This window comes from Salinispira sp. (assembly GCF_059431795.1).
This window is the reverse complement of record NZ_JBXWXS010000004.1, coordinates 25,549-44,683: the sequence shown is the minus strand read 5'-3', so window position 1 is coordinate 44,683 and position 19,135 is coordinate 25,549. Positions and strand designations below refer to the sequence as shown.

Genomic DNA, 19,135 nt, shown 5'->3' with positions numbered 1-19,135 from the left:
CAAGCTTTGGTGCACTGCATACTCACAAAGGAGGAATTCAATGATTCAAGCGCGACGTGGAATGTCCAGGGTACTGCTGGGGATGAGTGTGGCGATCCTGGCGACGTTCAGCTCATGTGCCAGCTTCCCGGAAAACCCCGGGAATAATACCGGGGCACTTTTGCTGATGCTGGATAGTAAAGATGTGACCAGCGAAAACTATTCAGTACTGATGGTGGCGGACGTTGAGTCCGGAGCAATAGTTGTGCAGAAAAGAGTTCCCTCATCCAGGTCGTTCATGGTAATTCAGGACCTGAAGGAGGGAGAATATTTCATACAGGGCGAAAGGTATTTCCATGGCGGTGAAGAGTATTCGCCCAGTGATTTTCAACACAGCTTCACTGCGTTCACCATAAAACCTGACACCCTTACGCTCTTTCCCGAGTATATTGAACAGAAAAGCGGCTCCCTCTATATGCAGTATCATCTGGATCATATTGTTCTTCAGGAGTTCCATGCACTGAAAGAGGCCTATCCCCGAGAAATTGGGAGCTGGCGGATACATCTGGAAGAAGATTAGTGGTAAGCAAAGTACCCGGATCCCGGGCTGTGAACGTTCTCTTTCTGGTTGCCGCTGCCGTGCTTTTTACCTCCTGCACCACGGTTGAAGAAATTCCTGCAGATATTAAGACAGGGCTGATGCATATAGAAGAGAGTCTCGGGGAAGAATGGCGGCGATGGGAACAGGTTCCCGGATTGGGGGAATATGCAACATACTTCGGGTTCGATCCTCTTAAGCTGGAAGCCCGCTATATGTACAGCGACCTTGGGCGGATTTTTCTCGCCCGGCAGCGTCCCGCAGACGTGGAGAACAAGGGGTGCGTAGTGCTTATTCATGGCTATATGGCCCATGCAGGGCATATGGCCGATATGGCAAGGCTGCTCACCTCAGACGGCTGGACGGTGATCCTTCCCGACCTGCCGGGTCACGGTCTCTCCGACGGCCCCCGGAATGATATTGAACATTTCTCCCATTACGGGAACGTGGTGAACCAGCTGTACACCGGCGGCGATGTCTCGCAACAGCTGCCGTGTATAATGATGGGGCACAGCACCGGCGCATCGGCCATAATAGAGACTCAGCGGATTCTGTACCGAAATAATGGTCCAATGCCCGACGGGGTCATTTTTGCAGCCCCTCTGGTGGATATGAAAGGCTACCGTTTCCGCAGCCGTGCCAGCGCCATTCTCGGAGGGCAGAACATTGAGATTCCCCCGTTTGCGCAAAACCCTACGGTTCTTCCCCGGGGAGTCAGCAAGAATCCGGATTTCCGGGAGTTCTGAACCCGGGAGGATCCGCTCCTCTCTTCTGTCTATGCACCGGGCTGGCTGGATGCATATTCCCGCTGGATCGATTCTTGGGGTGAAATATCTGAGGACCTGTACCGCGGACCCGTTCTGGTTCTCCAGGGTACCGGCGACTCGGTGGTGGATTGGAAATCCGGCATTCCAAAGCTCAGTGCGCCTTATGCAAACATTGTGACCGAGCGTTTAGAAGATGAATCCCATGCAATTTTGAATATGCGGGAAGAAAAGCTTGAGAATCTCTACTTGACAATCCGCTCATTTCTGGAATTGCAGGTACTCGAGTAGAGCATTCCCGGGATCAAAAAACGGCCGCAGGAAATATATCCCGCAGCCGCTTCTCAGGTTGTTGACCGATTTTTCTGAATCTTTTCCCCGGGGGACTGGTATTGTTCTTACAGTGATCTTCCGGGGTTTTTCCGGGGGATGTAGATTGCCGGCAGCTTTCCGCTGAAAGATCACTCACTCGTTGAGATTACACTTCCAGCCGCTTCTTTTCAAATTTTTTGCCTACTGCCACGGCGTTTTTCTTTTCGTTATACACCATGCCTTCGTCCCAGTATTCCATGGCGGCGAAGAGGGCATTGCCTCCGTCATGTTCATCGCTTCGCTTGGTCCGGAAACTTACAAAGTTATCAAGCTCATCGAAGTTCCGTTCCTGGAGACATTGAATTCGCTTGCGGTTGAATTCGTTCCACTTTTCAAGATCCTGAAAACCGTCGCCTTCGTCTTCAACGATAAGCCGGGCTTCATCGCTGCTGAAATAATACCAGACATGGACGCTTTTACTGGGATCGTTCCGGTTTCCGTGCTTAACGGCGTTTTTCAGAAGTTCGGAAATCTGCTGTTCAAGCAGGTTGATTTCATGAATTTCAGGGGGCGCTTTTTGCACCACAACCAGAGCGAAATAGCGAATCTGACGCTGGTCAGAGGCGAATTTTTTGTAAAACATGTTGTTCTTATCGAACAAATTGTGATTCTCATCTACTATTAACTGTTTTGCTTCCACTTTTTTACTCCCCAGCTTCAAGTTGTTCTATGGCTTCTTCCTGAGTCCTTAAAATAGGGAAATAATCATCCAGTTTGGTGAGTTCAATTACCTTTTTCACTGAACCGTGAATGTTGGTAAAGAGGATTTTGATTTCCCGTTTCTTGGATTCCTTGAAAATATTCAGCAGGGCACCAATACCCGAACTGTCGATATATGTCACTTCCTGAAAATTCAGGACAATTTTCTTATGGGAAGATTCAAATATCTTGTTGAAGTACAGCTTGAGTTTATTGGCATGGAATAAGTCGATCTCTTCCTGGAGTTCAACAAGAAGAACGCCGTTCTTATTTTTCAGTTTAACTTCCATGTACAGCTCCTTGAAAAAAGTACAATGTGTATTATATACGATGAAACCACTCTTGTGCGAAGAGAATCTGTATAAAATACATGATCTATTATATCATGCTTTCATAACAATCAGGGTTTGGTCATCGTGCTGCTTTGCCGGACCGACAAAGTGTTCAATATCTGAACGTATGGCCATCATTATTTCTGAGGAACTCCGGTTGGCGTGCTCGCGGAACACCTCCTCAAGACGCTCTTCTTCATACTGTTCCCCTTCAGGGTTCATGGCTTCAACAATACCATCGGTGTATAGCAGTACCGCATCTCCCGGGGAGAGGGTCGTGCCTACCCGTTCGTAGTTTGCTTCCCGTTCGAGCCCTATGGGCAGTCCCTTGGAGTCAAGCTTCTCAATATCGCCGGTTTCATGCCGGAGAATTACCAGCGGGTGATGGGCGGCATTGGAGTATTCAATCCGCTGGGTGTTGGGATCATAGGTAATGTAACTCAGGGTTGCGAATCGTTCAATATCGATACGCCCTGCGATACCTCGGTTGATCCAGCTCACAACCTTGGATGCGTCCTGGGTGGAACCGGCAACCAGATGGATAATGGTACGAATCATTACCATGATCAGGGAGGCAGGTACACCTTTTCCCGCCACATCGCAGATAACCATGCCCAGTTTTCCCGAGCGGTTCAGGGTGATGATATCGTAGTAGTCTCCGGATACACCTTTTGCAGGCTGACTCCATGCTGTCACCGCTTCCCGGATCCGTTTGGGCAGACGTCCGGGGAGAAGTTTTTTCTGGATCTCACCGGCGATATTTACTTCCCGTTCAATTTCCTGTTTTTCCAGAAGCTGTGCGTAATTATACAGGGAATCCAAGGTGAGTGATGCGTACTCTACGAATACCTTACAGCGTTCATAGTCCAGCTCGCTGAATAACTGCCGCTTTTGCCGGTGAATAACCGATACAACTCCAAATACCTCATTGTTAACGATGAGGGGGATGGCGATGAGCGAACTGATGAACATGGTGTTTTCTTTAATATTCGCAGTCATGCGACCGTCTTCAACGGTGTTACGGATGAACACCGCTTCATTGTCCATTGCCACTTCACCCAACACCGTTTCGCCGATATGAATGGGCGCACTTTCGAAGTATGTTTCCACACTGGCGATCTTGGTGGCCACCATCTGCGGCAGATCGTAGGGGGGCGGGAAATACCCTTCCCGGCAGGTAACATGGAGGGTGCCTTCGTCGTTGTCTTTCAGTAAAACCACACCGGCCTCGGCGTCGGTGTACTGAACAATGGCCTGCATTACATACTCCAGTACCGCCTTCACCTCAATCCTTTCGGTCATTGCGGTACCGATGGTCTGCATGAAGTCAAAGAGTGAGTTCAGATACTGATTGTTGAATTCCTCCGATTCTTTCTGCAGGGCATAAAAATAGAGGTCATACTGCATAAAGTAAAAAATGTAGGGCACAATAGAGAGGGGCAGCAGAAGAGTCTGGGCCCAGACCGTTGAAAACGAGGCGTCAAAGAGCAGGGCAACCCGTGTGAAAATCATAAACATGAAAATGCTGCCCCGGTTCTGAATAATAAACCCCGCATCTTCGGTGTTGTAGACTGAAACATTGCTCATCTGAATGAAAAAGAGAAAAACGAATACCGCAAGGTGTAGATCGGCGGCCACAAAAATCAGCTGGGCGGCAGGAAACAGTTCAGCCACCGTCAGAATGGGAATAAGAATTGCAAAATTCAGCAATGAAAGAGTCATGGTGTTCTTTCTGTTGCCGGCATACGAGTTCAGCCACCAGAGATAAATGGTCAGAATGAGGGCATCTGAAATATAGAAGAGCGACGGAGTGAAGTAAAAGAGTGCGGCAATTTCCCGGAGTAGAAGAATCAGGGGAACTCTTTTCAGCCATTTGATATGGGGTATGACGTATTTTTTTTCCACATGGGAGGTGATCACCCAGAGGACGAGGACCATAATCAGCCTGACCCATACAGTTCCGCTGAGAACTCCACTGATAAAATCTATTAATGACATAGTTAACCCTGTGCTTCTGAAGCTCGTGCTGTCCCTTTACGAGGGGGAAATTTTGGTGATTATACCCTGAGAATCCGGCGAATTCAATCAATTACTTTTGAATCCGGATCCTGCCGCACAATCCGGACTGGGAATTACTCATGCCCTACGATCCCGAAGTTCAGAAGAACCGTTCTCAGCTTTTGTTCAAGAATGTTATAGCTGAAGTATTCCATCGCCAGTTCATAATTTTTATCCACCATGGCCTTGGTTTTTTCCGGTTCGTTCAGTACATCGTTTACCTGCTGAACCTCCCGGTCGGTTATATAGGTGTCCATTACAATGGCATCGAAACCAAGGGGTTCGATATCCTGAATAAAGATGGAATAGCGGTTCACCATCAGTGGTTTGCGGAAGTAGATGGCTTCCAGGAAGGCATTTCCGAAGCCCTCATATGTTGATGGGTAGGTTACAAAATCCGCATGAGGATATATATCCCAGAGGCTGTACATTTTATGACCATCCTCATTTTTTCCCCGTTCAGCCCCCACAATGTCCGGCCGGATGATTAGATCCACATTCATTAATTTAGCGTAATCTACAATCCGTTCGTAGTATTCCTTCCCTTCATCCTTCGCCTTATGGCTGATCAACAGTTTGGCTTTAGGGTTTTTCATCCGGTTCAGCAGCTCAATGGCATGCTCAATCCCCTTGCGGGCCACAATCCTGGTAGGCTGGAGGATGAGGATATCGTCATCGGCTACGCCGATTGCCTGCCGGAAATCCTTGTTATAATCATCTATGCCGGGAGCACTGCTGTGGTAATCATGCACGTTGGGAATGACCACCGAGCTCAGGCCCCGACGGTAGCTCATAGATTTCCTGGCTTCGGAGTTGATCACCACATGGGCCATAGAATGCATCTTCGGCGGAAAGGCCATGGAGATGTATTCTGGGATGCTGTTCACCAGAAATCTGGGGCGCTCCCAGTAAAAATCATGATGATGCCCGATGCTGGGAATGCCGGTTTCCGCCACCACCTCGGTAATTGCCAGGCCAAGGGGTACATTCATTGGGATGGCCAGTGCATTCTCAATAATGAGGATCTGTACATTGAAGCGCCGGATGAACTCATAGATCTGAACCTTTATAAGTCGCCTGAGGTAGTGGATGCGGCCTGTGATTGACTCGTCACGACGGGTGCTGCCGAATACTTCCCGCTGAACTTCCGCAACATCCGGATGTTCCCAGAATGCCTCGGGAGCCACCATGGTACGTTCGGGGTCCCAGTCGGATATTCCGGCGAAGAAATAGCAGTCGAAGCCCATGCGCTCAAGTACGGTGATCCACTTGTCCGTCTCCAGACTCACACCATCGGTTCCCTGAAACCGGGTTGAGATAAAACCGATATTCTTTACTTCACCGCTTAATCCGCGTACATACATATAGACTCCTCGGGGCCTGCTGATGCGCCGTATTCCATGTTCGGGAATTATCCGTGAAGCAGCAGGCAGATATCTTCAAGTTTAGATACTACATAATCGGCTTGCAAGTTTGCACAGCGTAGATCTTCTTTTCGGGGACGGAAACTTCTTGCGTCTCCGGCGAACAGCGCCGTCTGAAATCCGCATTGAGCCGACGCCCACACATCCTTGAGCATATCGTTTCCCACATAGAGACAGCGGGAGGGCGGGATGGAGCGAATTCCATGGCCCGGATGCTGAAGTTTTTCCAGCCGTTCAGCAAGTCTCCGGTAGAGAACTGTGCTGGGTTTTCCGTAACCTTCCTGGTAGCTGAATATCATCAGGTCGGGATGAAACCCCAGTTGAAGCAGGGATTTTCCGGTGAACGCCCGGAACATGGCGGGGGTGTAAAACTGGGCGTTGGAGACGATCCCCAGGGGGATGCCCGCAGCCCGGGCGCAGGCGAGCACATTTTCCAGACCCGGCATGGGGGCCACAGGATTTACCAGCGCTTCGTACTCAGCGGAGAACAGGGCAATATCCTCTTCTCCCAGATGTTCCAGGGACTTCAGGGATGACCAGATGCTGCGAATTTCCACTTCCGGGTAGTCCACGCCCTGTTCTTTCAGTTCCCGATGGACGCGAAGGATCCGGTCTTTCATCTGAGCGCTGAGCCGGGAGGGGTCGCTGTCGATATCATACTCATTCAGGAGCGTTTTCAGCCTTCCCTCTCTGGATGAAGTGTCTTCCCCCAGGCTGATATCTCCGCTTGCGGAGATTATCAGCGTACCGTAAATATCGAAGATCAGGGCCTCAATGGGACCGGCCGGCGGTTCATGACTGTTGTCTCCCCCTGCAGAGTGGCGCCCCAGGGAAGAGGGGGTATCCGGGAGCTGCAGCGGGTGAATGATCTCCCGCTCTTCAAGAAATATCTGGGATATGAGCTGATCGTAGGGTTCGCTTTTATTTGGGCTCATCTGTTTGTGTTCCTCCCCTTCTGAATGATCTGCAATGACCCATCTGTCATTATTCCGGGCCTTTCGATCATATTCCGCCCCGCTGACAGAATTCCGCGGCCCTCGGTTTTACAGAGACGCAACCAGGAACACCTGCGAAGGATCCAGGAAGGAGAAGAGCAGGTGTTCCTTATCCAGTGCTGGCACAGGAGATTCTGCCGCAGCGGAACGGGATCCGGAAATTTTTGCATCCCGTATGACCACCCGGTAAATATCTTCCATGCGCTGTGCATACTGTTGCCCGCCGTATGCCTGGTATACCTTGCTGTGATTGCTGATGATTTCCTGCTTCATATCTTTTACGCAGCCGGTGAACGGGCAGTCCTGAAGTGCAGGAACCCGGGAAAGAAGAAGCTGTCTCTGTTCGGCGGACTCCCGAAGGGTCCGGATGAACGATGCCTGGTTTTCCCGGTCCAACCGGGCAAAATCGATGTGAGGGCGGGATGCGTACAGCTCTTCGAAACGTGCTTCCAGGTTTCCGGAAATTTCCCGGGTCCGGGCAGCTCCCCTGTCCAGTCCCTGATTCCGCAAAGCAATTCTGAAGCGGCTTAAACGCCGGCGGGTCTCCTCCAGCCATTCCTGCCTGAATAGTTCCATACGTATAAGGTTTACGGGAACGGGGAGCTCATCGTAGAAGCGGTCCATAATCAGGCCGTTAGCGGTGAAATCCCGGTTCACGTAGGGGATTTTTCTCCCGGCCACAGGTTTTCCCAGAGTCCAGGGTTCCAGAAAGGTAAACCCGAACCCCTCCTGGACGCTTGTGCTGATGAAAAAGTCCGCCTTTTGCAACGCCTGTTCAAAACTTTGCCTTCTGGCGGTGTTGAAATACACCGGGGCATCCAGTTCATCTGCCAGGGCTTCCCAAAAGCGGTAAGAAGGCATATCCGCCGGATTATTAGGTTCCAGAGTGATGCCGAATTCCAGGTTGTCGAAGAGCATGGAAAGCAGCAGTACTTCTCCCAGGTTTTTCCGCCGGATACCCCGTACCGGGTAGAGGGCGAAGCGGCGTTGCTTGCCTTTGCCGATTCCCGGGCTATTCTTCCCGCCTGATACCGGGGGGACAGCCGACCCTGGTTCCAGGGCCCCAGGAAGAGGACTTACCAGATTGGGCAAGAGATGAAGCCGCTCAGCTGCCAGGCCTGCGGACTTCAGGTATTCCCCGTCTCTGTTGTTGATGCAGCCGTAATGTACGTCCCCGGGATACGGAGCTGAAGAGTACACCGTGGGGCGTCCATCCTCCGCGAAATCGTGGATCTGGAAAAAGAGAGGGTGCCCCTGGTCTTTCAGGATATTCAATGCCGGCAGAAGGTCGCTGTTTTTAGCAAGGGTTGGGTTGTGCACATGAATCACATCTGCGCAGACGGGTGAATGAGCGCCGGTTTGGGGGCTGGGAACATCCGACTCACCCCCGCTGCGGTGGTGAGTTCGGGAGCCGGTTACCGGGGCGGATCGCTCTTCGCCGTCCTGTTCGTCTTCGCCGTCCTGTTCGTCTTCGCCATTGCGGGTTTCTCTGCAGCGGAAAAATTGTGACACCGCATTGTGAATACGCTGGGCCAGGACGGCCGCCGGGTTTCCTCCCCCCAGACCGCTGCGGTGGAGATCGTAGTGGAGTTCGCTTAAGGTGATTACATTGGGAAGCTCCAGTGGATTTTCCCCGGCAAGAATGCAGTAATCCCAACCCATCTTTTCACAGATTGATGCCTGTTGGCGGATCACTCTGGTTACCCCTCCGGGTTTCAGATGGTAGTGAATAAATGCGACTTTCATGATGCGCTGCCGGATTTTTTGCCCGAACTGGCCTTCCTGGCCCCTCCCTTGGCCTTATCTTCCCGGTCGGCGGGAAGCCCCTGGGGATAAAACGTCTTTTGATACTCGGGTATGGTAATCATGGGAGGGCGCTCTTTGGCCCGCATTTCGGTGCTGATTTTGTCGTAGCTGCCTTCCTGAATGGCATGTTGAAGCATTTCATCGAACATTTCGGTGTTGATGTTGATCAGCCCCAGCTTTTCAATTCGTTTCAGAAAGGTCTGCATGATTCCGAATGCCATACGCCCCAGGGCGATGGTGTCCTGGTTGCGGTGTACCCGTTTATCCAAATCCACCTGGGCCATTATTTCCATGCCCCAGCGCTCGTAAATGTCCAGAAGCATGGACGTTTCAATACCGTAGCCGATGGGGAAGCTCACCTGCTCCAGCACATCCCGGTACCCGGCGTACTCGCCGCTCAGGGGCTGAATAATCTGGCTGAGCTGGGGGGTGAACAGGCTGAACAGGGGACGGATTACCAGCTCGGTAACCCTTCCTCCCCCTGTGGGCTTCACCTGCCGGGCGTCGATGCTTAAGGGGCGGTCGTAAAACGCCTTCACATAGCGGACGTCCTCCCGCATGAGCAGGGGGCCCAGCAGTCCGTAGACAAAACGGTGGTGGATGTTCTTAATATCCGCATCAATATAGACAATTATATCGCCTTTCAAAACGTACAGAGCCTTCCAGAGATTTTCCCCCTTCCCCTTGAACTTCTCCATTTCGGGCAGAATATCGTCCGCAAGATGCACGTCCACGCCGTAGCTTTTGGCAATCTCCACCGTGTTGTCTGTGGAGCCGGAATCGATAACGGCAATTTCATCCAGAAGGGGATAGCGGAGCATCAGCTCCGACTTCATGATGATAATTTCCTTGGCGATGGTCTTTTCTTCATTCAGGGTGGGCAGGCAGAGGGAAATGGTCAGATTTTTCTTCTTCTTCATCTCCACCAGCTTCCGGATATCTGCAAAATCGGAATGATGATATGTGTTGTGCTGAAGCCAGCTTTGTGTGCTATTGCTCATCGATGATCCCCTTGTCTATAGCTTCAATAATGCCCACGATCTGGGCAATCCCCTTAAATATGGGGTCAATTTCAATTTGGGCATTTTCCGTATGATAGTTTTCCCCGTGGCTGACCCCCACCGTAATTGCGGGAATCTTGTGGCCCAGAAAAATAGAGAGCTCGGATTCGCTGGATTCAATTACCGGTTTTACTCCCAACGCCTCAAGGCATGCAACCCCGGTTTTCACCAGAGGATGGGTGTATTCCATTCGGGCCGCATGAACGTTTGAAAGGGGAGTGAGGGTAATATCAATCAGATTCTCGTGCTTTCCGGTGTCCACAATATCTTCGATCTTTGAATATATCTGCTGAACCAGCTCGTCGGAAGTTGATTCAATTTCCAGACCCAGGCTGGAGGACAGGGCAAGGTCTCCGTGTTTAATGCCTCCCTTAATCTTTCCGATGATAATCTGGGTCTGGGGCCGCTGAGGAAGATGTATCTCCAGAATTCTGTTGATAATTTCGTTCAGAATAATAATAGCGTTGTTTCCGTACTTATTCTCCCAGCCGGAGATCATGGGAATTTCACAGTTGATGTTGGCACGGATCATTGAGCGGGAAAAATAGTTGAGCCGCCCCAGCTCGGCACCTTCCAGGATCACTGCTCCCTTAATGGGGCGGCGCCAATGCTTGAGAAATTCGCGGATTCCCCGGAGATTGGCCTCGCCCAGGGACTCGCTCAGGCCCAGCAGAACGATATCGGAATTGAATTTCAGGGCCAGGTGATTCAGGATTTCCGGCAGGCTGAGCAGCACTCCCAGACTGATGGAGTTGTCGATAATCCCCGGTCCGCTGATGCTGTTGCTGTCGATGGAGAGGTGGGTTTCCTGGTCGAAATGGAACACTGTGTCCATGTGGGCGGCCACCACGATGCAGCCTTCCCGTTCCCCATCTCCCTTAATTAAGCCCACGGCGTTTCCTGCGGTATCGGTGGCGGCTTCATGAAGCCCCACTTCCGAAAGACGTTCAAGAAAGGTTCTTACCCGGAGATTGGTGTTTTTATGTTCCACCTCATCCTGCTTCACGTTCACTGCGATGGGGGGAACCTGGCCGATAAGGATGGAATTGGTGATTATCTGTTCCCGCATGGAACGGATACCCTCGCTGTAATCGGACAGTCTGTCGGTGATCGGCTTCAGCCGGGATGGAAACTTCATTCGATACTCCTCCTAGGAAAATCTATACAGGCACAGCTCGGCTGTGAATGACAGCTGCGTTAATGGAGGGAATCACCGGGGGCTGCGTATTTCCAGCCAGAGAACTTCCCAGGGAGCCAGCTTGAGAATGGCGGTGCGTTCGCTCAGGTCTTCCTTTGAATCTGCAGCCGTTTCCTCCCCTTCGAAACACTGGAGGCTGGTGCAAAACATCTGGTCGCTGAGGATGTCGTAGAAATCCGGTCCGGACTCCTTTCCCGCAATCCCGGTGTATCCCAAATTCCGGTTCAGTCGCGCGTGTACGGGCCGTGCCGATGTATTTATCAGGCAAAGTATGATCTGATCAGGCTCTCCTCCCTGGGGGGGGAGGGGCGATTCCCGGAGAACGGCAAACACCTCTTCGGAGCCCACATCCAGAATACTCTGTTTTCCCGCGGGATGGAAGGCCCTCTGTTTTCGCCGGGTTTTGATCATGTGTGTATATCCGCTAAACACCATTGAACGGAGACTGGAGGGGTCGGCCAGCTCCTCTTCCACCCGGGAGAGAAACAGTTTCTGACGGTTGATGGTTCTGTTGGCTCCGGTAAGCTCCACGCCCTCTTCCCAGTTTTCCGAACCGATGAGACTGTGAATGTAGATCCCCGGGACTCCTGCCAGAGAAAGGAGTACGGTCTGGCTGGCCAGAAATTTCTTAACCCGCATATCAGTGGGTAAATCCGGGTCCGCAACGGCGCTGAAATAATTAATATTCAGTTCATAGGGAATCCTGCCCCCGGGTGTGGCCTTGTAATTGATCTTTCCTCCCCTGGATGTAGCCGCCTGATACAGTCCCTCCAGTTCATCCTCGCTGAGTATGCCGTGGGCGGGTGTGACCCCGATGCCGTCGTGGCTGGCGCAGAAATTGAAGTAGCTGCTGTGGTATCCCACCGGTCCGGGATTTCCGCTGGGAATAGTTCTCGCCCAATCCCGTAAATGCGACGCATCACCCCGAAGGAAGGCATCGAAGATCAACGGGGGAAGGCTGAACTGGTAGATCATGTGGGCTTCGTTCACCCCGTTTCCGAAATAGCTCATGTTTTCCCGGTGGGGAACGTTTGTTTCGGTAATAAGCACCACCCAGGGTGCCAGAACGTCAAGAATGTGCCGGTAAAGTTGAACCACCAGATGGGTTTTTTCGTGATGACTGGAGGGGGTGCCTAATTCCTTCCAAAGGTAGGCGATTGCATCCAGCCGAATCACCTGAGCGCCTTGCTCAATAAAGAACAAGATGGCATCTATCATCTGAACCAGGGTGCCAGGGTGGCTGAAATTCAGATCAACCTGGTCAGCGCTGAATGTGGTCCACACATGCCGGGTAATCTGTTCTCCCCTCTCAGGATCCTTTGCGGGGAACGGGGTCAACAACGGATGGGTGCGGGGGCGGACAATTTCCCGAACATCGCTGTCTGAAGGCATATCAATAAAAAATCCCTGATACTTGGGGTCCCCCTCAAGATAGGCCTTGAACCAGGGGCCCTTTGCGGAACAGTGATTGAGCACCAGGTCCGCCATCAGCCGGAAGTCCGAAGCAATCCGGTTGATATCCGACCAGTCCCCAAGGTCGGGGTTGACCCGGTAGTAATCGATAATGGAGAACCCGTCGTCCGAAGAGTAGGGGAAAAAGGGCAGAATGTGAATTCCGCTTACCACATCCTTTAGATGCTTCCCGGCGAACTTCGCCAGGGCCCGCAGGTGGCGGTTTTTCTCGTCCGCTTCAGGATGAAGGCTTCCGTCTTCTTCAATGCCGCCGCCCACACCCAGGGCGGCCCGGCTGCGCTGTTCAGGAGCAGAAGGTTCCTCCCCCAAAAGAAAACTGTCCCCGTAGCAGATCACAAAGGCGTCCTCTTCACTCAGGGGCAGCCGGCTCCGGTTTGCATCTGAGGGGCCGGAAGCATTTCCTCCGCTGTCCCCGTCTTCTCCCACTGCCTGGCTGGCCGACTGGAAGCGGCTGCGGGCTTCCCTGAGTTTTTCCCCATGGGTCTTCAGGAGCCTGCTGAGTTCCTGTTGTGCATGTTGTGCCGTGTCTGGCGGGTAAATCTGCGAAATAAACGCTGATATGTTCAGTGATTCGGACATGGTTTCCTCCCGGGCCGTTACCGCAGGGTTGCTGATCTGTTACATAGAATAGCCGAGGCCGCCGGCCTTCGCAACTTTTTCTGCGGACTTTCCCCTTTCCGTGGACTTTCCCAATGGCGGGCATTATGCTGAGAAACATGGAAGCCCCGACAATCCGACGCATTCTCGGCGATTACTTTGTGCCAATCCTTCTGCCCGGTGCTGTTTTTTTTGCCGTATTCATGGGGGTGCTATATCTGCCTATGGGCGGTTTCAGCGAGGCCGCCCGGATTTCCCAGGTCGTGTTGAATCTTCTGGACGCGGCTCTGGTAATCGGAATGATGGCAATATTCTCCTTCTCGCTTCGCTACTTCCGTGCCCGGGGGTTCTATTTCACCCTCCTGCTGATTATCCAGATGTGGTTCTTTCAGCAGGAAGAGTTGACCAACGGCGCATACTGGACGTTCATCTTTATTCCCTGGGCGTTTGCGGTGTTCATGTTTGCCCGGGAACGGGGTATTTTCAGTCCCCACACCCGTTTTCTTCTTCTCATTATTGGATTGCCGGTGCTGCTGAGATTTCTTTTGGAGCAGTATGCGGGCCTTCCCCTTACCCGTTGGGCTGCTTCCCTGGATCTTGTGCCGCCGGATACCAAACTGGCCCAGCTGGGCGTTTCGTCATGGTCGCTTTTTTTGTACGGGGGAGCCGTGAGTATGGGGATTATCAGGTATATTCTCAGGCCCGGTCGGGACATGGCTGCGGTGTTGTGGATACTGGTAATTTCTTTGGTGATGATCCGGATGGCAGGGATGGAAAGTTATCCCGAGCTGGTGACTGCGGGATTGGAAGGAAATGAGCTGACCCCCGAGTTTATGTTCATGGCCGGGGAAGGGGTTGAGCCGGGCCTTCACGGATTTCTTGCCCTGGCGGTGTTCACCGCCGCAATTCTGGAAGTGGTAACCCTCTTCGACATTTCCTATCGTATGGCGTATCAGGATCAGCTCACCGAACTGCCCGGACGCAGGGCCTTCGATGATGCCTTGTCTAATCTGGGGAAGAAATACAGCATTGTGATGGTGGACGTTGATAAGTTCAAAAGCTTTAATGACAGTTACGGTCATGATGTGGGAGACCAGGTGCTGAAGATGGTGGCAAGAATCATGGCTGCACATGCCCGCCCGGGAACCGCCTACCGCTACGGGGGGGAAGAGTTTGTCCTGCTGTTTCCGGGTCTGGATGCCGGTGAAGCGGCCCGGCATGCTGATTCCATCAGACAAAAAATTGCTTCCTATCCCTTTGCCCTGAGAAAGTTTTTCCGGCCCTACCGTCACAGTCCTAAAGGCCGAAGCGGCGGTCCGAAAGAGAAGACCGGGGGAAGAAAGATCCCCCAAGCAAAAGGGAAGGGGAACACAGACAGCCGCAGCAGAAATCAGGTGCCCAAGACGGTCAATATTACGGTAAGCATGGGGTTGTCCCGGAGGGATGATTCTTCAGAGAATGCTTCTGCAGTGTTGAAGCGGGCGGATCAGGCGCTGTATGCCGCAAAAGACGGGGGAAGAAATCGTCTGGTTGTTTCCAAGGGTTGAATGGGAAGCTCCGGCAATATTCAATAGAATATCTATGAATCGCGATATATCGATACTTTCCTTGATTATCCTTGTGCTTTTCTGTATATTCCCACTCATAATCCGGACTCCGATCCATACGCAGAGCGGGATGGGATCGATGGTTTACCCCAGTTAATCAGGAGGTCACATGGCCCAACATAAAGAGAAGTATGTATTCACATCTGAGTCTGTATCTGAAGGACACCCGGATAAGCTTGCGGATCAGGTTTCCGATGCGGTTCTTGATGCATGTCTCAACGATGATCCCACAGCCCATGTGGCCTGTGAAACCTACACCACCACGGGTATGGTACTCATCGGGGGAGAAATCACCACCGAGACGTATGTGGATATTCAGCAGATTGCCCGGGATGTGGTGCGGGATATCGGGTACACCCATGCGGATTACGGTCTGGACTGGGAGAGCATGTCGGTGCTCAATGCGATCCACAGCCAGAGCCCGGATATCGCCCAAGGAGTGAACGGCTCAGGGCTCTATTCCGGCGAACAGGGCGCCGGGGACCAGGGCATGATGTTCGGCTTCGCCTGTAATGAAACCGATGAATTAATGCCCGCGCCGGTGAGTTTTGCCCACAGAATCCTGCGCAGGGCAGCCGAATTACGTAAAAACGGGAACATTCCCTGGTTGAGGCCCGACAGTAAAAGCCAGGTATCTATTCAATATGACGGATTCACCCCGGTGAGCGTAGATTCAGTGGTAGTAAGCCACCAGCATGACCCAGATGTGAGCCGGAAGGAAATTGAAGAGCGGATCAGGGAAGAGGTTATCCGCCCGGTGCTGGAACCTACGGGGCTCCTTACACCCAAAACCGACTTTTTTATTAACCCCACCGGACGCTTTGTTATCGGCGGCCCCCACGGAGATGCGGGATTGACCGGAAGAAAAATCATTGTGGACACATACGGCGGCATGGGCCGACACGGCGGCGGAGCCTTCAGCGGAAAAGACCCCAGCAAGGTGGACCGTTCCGCCGCTTACATGGCGCGGTATGTGGCGAAAAATATTGTTGCGGCAGGTCTGGCCGACCGGGCTGAGGTTCAGCTTGCCTATGCCATCGGCGTACCCTTTCCCGTAAGCGTCATGGTGAACAGTTTCGGCACCGGGGAAATTGAGGATTTTCAGATTGCCGAAGCGGTGAAGAAGGTGTTCGACCTTACCCCCAAAGGCATTGTAAGCGAACTGGATCTCCTTAAGCCCATCTACCGCAGCACAACCAACTACGGTCATTTCGGCAGGGACGGCTTCAGTTGGGAGAAGACCGACAGAGCGGCTGCTCTGAAGGCGGCACTGTAAATTGTCCGGGAAAAAGAACAACTCAATGCTTATTAAAGATATTTTTAACGGCTGTAACGATGAGGGGAAAATACCCTTCAGCTTCGAGTTCTTCCCCCCGAAGACTTCCCGGGGCTGGGATAAGCTTTTCACCACCATGCGCGAACTGCTGCCTCTGAATCCAGCGTATGTCTCGGTAACCTACGGCGCCGGCGGAAGCACCCGGGACAACACCCATGATCTGGTCAGCCGGATTCACGGCGAAGGGCTGCCGGTGGTTGCCCATCTTACCTGCGAACAAAGTTCCGAGACGGAGATTGCCGCCATTCTTGAGCGTTACGACCGGGAGGGCATCCACAACATTCTCGCGCTTAAAGGGGATGTTCCCAAGACAGGGGCAGCAACGGTGCTTGAGCGCCCCTTCGCCTACGCCGCCGATCTTGTGGGATATATCAAACGGAAGTACCCCCATTTCGGGGTTGGTGTGGCGGGCTTTCCGGAGGGGCATCCGGCTACTGCAAACCGTCTGAAGGAGATGGATTATCTGAAAGCGAAGGTGGACGCCGGGGCGGATTATATTGTGACCCAGATGTTTTTTGACAACCGGGATTTTTACGATTATCGTGAGCGCTGCAGGCTGGCGGGAATTGATATTCCCATTATTGCCGGACTCATGCCGGTAACATCCGTGAAAGGGATGGAAAAAATGGCCGAGCTCTCCGGGGGCAGCCGCTTTCCTGCGGCCCTGCTTCAGCGGCTGAAGCGGAGTGTGAACAACAACGGAGGACAGTGGGGCATATTCGGCGCAGAAGCAAACAACACTGCCGAAGTCCGGGACGCAGTTTCCCGGGTGGGTGAGCATTGGACCAGCGAGCAGATCAGTGATCTCCTGAGTCACCGGGTTGCGGGGATTCACCTCTATACACTGAACAACTCGGGGGCATCTATTCGAATAATGAAGAATTTGGGGTTGGAAAGCTATTCTGTCCGGGGGTAAGATGATTTCAGAACGTTCGGTAATATCCGGATAGAGCTGGGCTGCAAATTCCCCGGTATGGATTGCTGCCTGCAGCGCAGAATGATTGACCACTAATAATCGAAAGGTACATGATCGGAAGGAGTGAGTATGTCCAGGCGCAGTTCCAATGCAGTGAATCCATCGGGCGAACTTGTGAATCTTATTCTCTGCGGCGGGGTGGGCAGCAGATTATGGCCCCTTTCCCGAAAGCTTCTTCCAAAACAGTTCTCACGAATTCTCAGGGGACAAACCCTCTTTGAACGCACGGTTGCCAGGAACCGTAAGATTGCATCCGCCACCATGCTTGCGGCAAACCGGCATCAGGCGTTTCTGGGCTTCAACCAGATGGAAGGTCTGGGCATCCACGAGCATTTCGGCCTCATCGAGCCGGTGGGACGGAACACCGCACCCGCCATGGCGCTGGCAGCCATGCTGGTGGATGAAGAAACCCTTATCCTGGCCACCCCTTCGGATCATCTCATAGAAAAAGAAGAGGCCTATGCCGACGCCGTTCAAACGGCGGTGGAGCTGGCGCGGGCAGGCCGGATCGTCACGTTCGGAATCCGCCCCGAGTATCCTGAAACCGGCTTTGGGTATATTGAAGCCCAGGGCCCGCAGGAGGGCAGCAGCGACGCCGATCCCTACGGGGTGAAGGCGTTCCGTGAGAAACCTGATCAGGCCACAGCGGAACAATTCGTTGAAGCGGGAAATTTCTATTGGAACAGCGGAATGTTCTGTTTCAAAGCAGGCACATTTCTGGAAGAACTGAAGCTGCATGCACCTGATGTGTACTCCGCCGCCCTGGCGGCCTTCAAAGACGCCGGTGGACCTGAGGCGAAACGGGAGCGAACTCCCTGGCAGCCCCGGGTTGAAGATATGGAAGGGATCCCGGCAATATCCGTGGACTATGCGGTAATGGAAAAGAGCCGGCGGATTGCAGTTGTCCCCTGCGATATCGGCTGGAGCGATCTGGGAAGTTTGGATGCACTCTACGATTTTTACCGGGACGGCGAATCGGACGCCCGGGAGGCCATGTCCGGGGATCAGGCGGATTTTGACGACGACGGCAACGCCTCCGCTGCGGACGTTGATCCGGTGTATATAGATTCACGACGTAATCTGGTAATCGGCGGTGGCCGGCAGGTGGCCATGATCGATGTTGAGGATCTCATGGTTGTGGAGACGCCGGACGCCCTGCTTATATCCCGGAGGGGAAGCAGCCAGAAGGTGAAGAATGTGGTAAAGGAGCTGGAGCAGCGTGACGGTCCCGAGTCCCGGCTCACCGAGCGCTTTCCCACCATTGAACGGCCATGGGGGCAGTACACCACCCTGCACGACGGCGGAGCGTATATGGTCCGGCGCATAGAGATTAAACCGGGAAAGCGCACCAGCCTCCAGCGCCATTTCAAGCGGGAGGAGCATTGGACCATTGTTTCCGGGCAGGCGCTGGTACAGATTGAGAAGAGCAGAAAGCATTATTATCCCGGGCAGGGAGTTGAGATTCCCATGGGGGCGTATCACCGCATAGAAAACCCCTCCGATGAGACCCTCATAATTATTGAAACCCAGCTTGGAGTTGCCGACGCCGACGCCCCTGAGAGAACGGGTGTTTCCACCGGAAAGAACGGCTCAACGGCGGCCGACGCCGGAGCCCATACTCCCGCCGCCGCAGCCCGCGCCTCATCCGCGGCCGTGGCCCCAGCCCCCTCCAAAGAGGAAGGGGGTAAACAGGACGAATCTCTTCCCCACCCTGATATCAGCGGAGCCCATGAAGCAAACGACCAGACCCGGGGCGGACAAAGCGTCCAGATAGATGAAACCGACGTGCAGCGTCTTGAAGACGACTATGCGTGGCTGCGGTAAATGGCAAATTCTCAGCTAATCCGTACAGGCGCAGCT

15 protein-coding genes are annotated in these 19,135 nt (G+C 52.9%); 6 read left to right on the top strand and 9 right to left on the bottom strand.

The window, feature by feature from the left end; genetic code table 11:
- Window positions 1–40: 40 nt before the first annotated feature.
- Entirely contained in the window at window positions 41–559 is a 519-nt protein-coding gene (locus AC52PS_RS02450) for a hypothetical protein (protein ID WP_495561443.1), read from the top strand.
- Window positions 559–1,323, top strand: a complete 765-nt coding sequence (locus AC52PS_RS02445) for an alpha/beta hydrolase (RefSeq protein ID WP_495561442.1) — start codon at window positions 559–561, stop codon at window positions 1,321–1,323. The genes AC52PS_RS02450 and AC52PS_RS02445 overlap by 1 nt, the downstream gene beginning before the upstream one ends.
- 496 nt (window positions 1,324–1,819) lie before the next feature.
- Here the strand turns inward: AC52PS_RS02445 and AC52PS_RS02440 are convergent, their stop codons facing one another.
- The 9 genes from AC52PS_RS02440 to AC52PS_RS02400 form a co-directional block, all read right to left on the bottom strand.
- Complete coding sequence (locus AC52PS_RS02440) at window positions 1,820–2,353, bottom strand: ATP-binding protein (RefSeq protein WP_495561441.1); 534 nt, start codon at window positions 2,351–2,353, stop codon at window positions 1,820–1,822.
- Window positions 2,354–2,357: 4 nt separating this feature from the next.
- Window positions 2,358–2,702 (bottom strand): STAS domain-containing protein, encoded by a 345-nt coding sequence (locus AC52PS_RS02435; RefSeq protein WP_495561440.1) that lies wholly within the window; start codon window positions 2,700–2,702, stop codon window positions 2,358–2,360.
- Window positions 2,703–2,795: 93 nt separating this feature from the next.
- Window positions 2,796–4,742, bottom strand: a complete 1,947-nt coding sequence (locus tag AC52PS_RS02430) for a GAF domain-containing SpoIIE family protein phosphatase (protein ID WP_495561439.1) — start codon at window positions 4,740–4,742, stop codon at window positions 2,796–2,798.
- Between the two features lie 134 nt (window positions 4,743–4,876).
- A complete protein-coding gene (locus AC52PS_RS02425) occupies window positions 4,877–6,166 on the bottom strand; it encodes a glycosyltransferase (protein WP_495561438.1) in 1,290 nt (429 codons plus the stop codon).
- Window positions 6,167–6,213: 47 nt separating this feature from the next.
- Entirely contained in the window at window positions 6,214–7,161 is a 948-nt protein-coding gene (locus AC52PS_RS02420; RefSeq protein ID WP_495561437.1) for an HAD family hydrolase, read from the bottom strand.
- Window positions 7,162–7,269: 108 nt separating this feature from the next.
- Entirely contained in the window at window positions 7,270–8,967 is a 1,698-nt protein-coding gene (locus tag AC52PS_RS02415; protein WP_495561436.1) for a glycosyltransferase family protein, read from the bottom strand.
- Entirely contained in the window at window positions 8,964–10,028 is a 1,065-nt protein-coding gene (locus AC52PS_RS02410; RefSeq protein WP_495561435.1) for a glucosyl-3-phosphoglycerate synthase, read from the bottom strand. Before AC52PS_RS02410 ends, AC52PS_RS02415 begins: the two co-directional genes overlap by 4 nt.
- Window positions 10,018–11,226 carry a M20/M25/M40 family metallo-hydrolase gene (locus AC52PS_RS02405; protein ID WP_495561434.1) on the bottom strand — a complete coding sequence of 403 codons (1,209 nt, stop codon included), beginning with the start codon at window positions 11,224–11,226 and terminating at the stop codon, window positions 10,018–10,020. The genes AC52PS_RS02410 and AC52PS_RS02405 overlap by 11 nt, the downstream gene beginning before the upstream one ends.
- A 72-nt stretch (window positions 11,227–11,298) precedes the next feature.
- Complete coding sequence (locus AC52PS_RS02400) at window positions 11,299–13,338, bottom strand: sugar phosphorylase (protein ID WP_495561433.1); 2,040 nt, start codon at window positions 13,336–13,338, stop codon at window positions 11,299–11,301.
- Between the two features lie 137 nt (window positions 13,339–13,475).
- Here AC52PS_RS02400 and AC52PS_RS02395 point away from each other — a divergent pair, with 137 nt between their 5' ends.
- The 4 genes from AC52PS_RS02395 to AC52PS_RS02380 all read left to right on the top strand — a co-directional run bounded on the left by AC52PS_RS02395 (window position 13,476) and on the right by AC52PS_RS02380 (window position 19,099).
- The gene (locus tag AC52PS_RS02395) at window positions 13,476–14,903 is read left to right on the top strand and encodes a GGDEF domain-containing protein (protein ID WP_495561432.1); all 1,428 of its coding nucleotides are present in this window, start codon (window positions 13,476–13,478) and stop codon (window positions 14,901–14,903) included.
- Between the two features lie 169 nt (window positions 14,904–15,072).
- A complete protein-coding gene (gene metK, locus AC52PS_RS02390) occupies window positions 15,073–16,239 on the top strand; it encodes a methionine adenosyltransferase (RefSeq protein WP_495561431.1) in 1,167 nt (388 codons plus the stop codon).
- 25 nt (window positions 16,240–16,264) lie between these two features.
- On the top strand, window positions 16,265–17,215 hold the full coding sequence (metF, locus tag AC52PS_RS02385; protein WP_495561430.1) for a methylenetetrahydrofolate reductase [NAD(P)H]: 951 nt from the start codon (window positions 16,265–16,267) through the stop codon (window positions 17,213–17,215).
- A 129-nt stretch (window positions 17,216–17,344) separates the two neighbouring features.
- Window positions 17,345–19,099 carry a mannose-1-phosphate guanylyltransferase/mannose-6-phosphate isomerase gene (locus AC52PS_RS02380; protein ID WP_495561429.1) on the top strand — a complete coding sequence of 585 codons (1,755 nt, stop codon included), beginning with the start codon at window positions 17,345–17,347 and terminating at the stop codon, window positions 19,097–19,099.
- The last annotated feature ends 36 nt before the right edge of the window (window positions 19,100–19,135 follow it).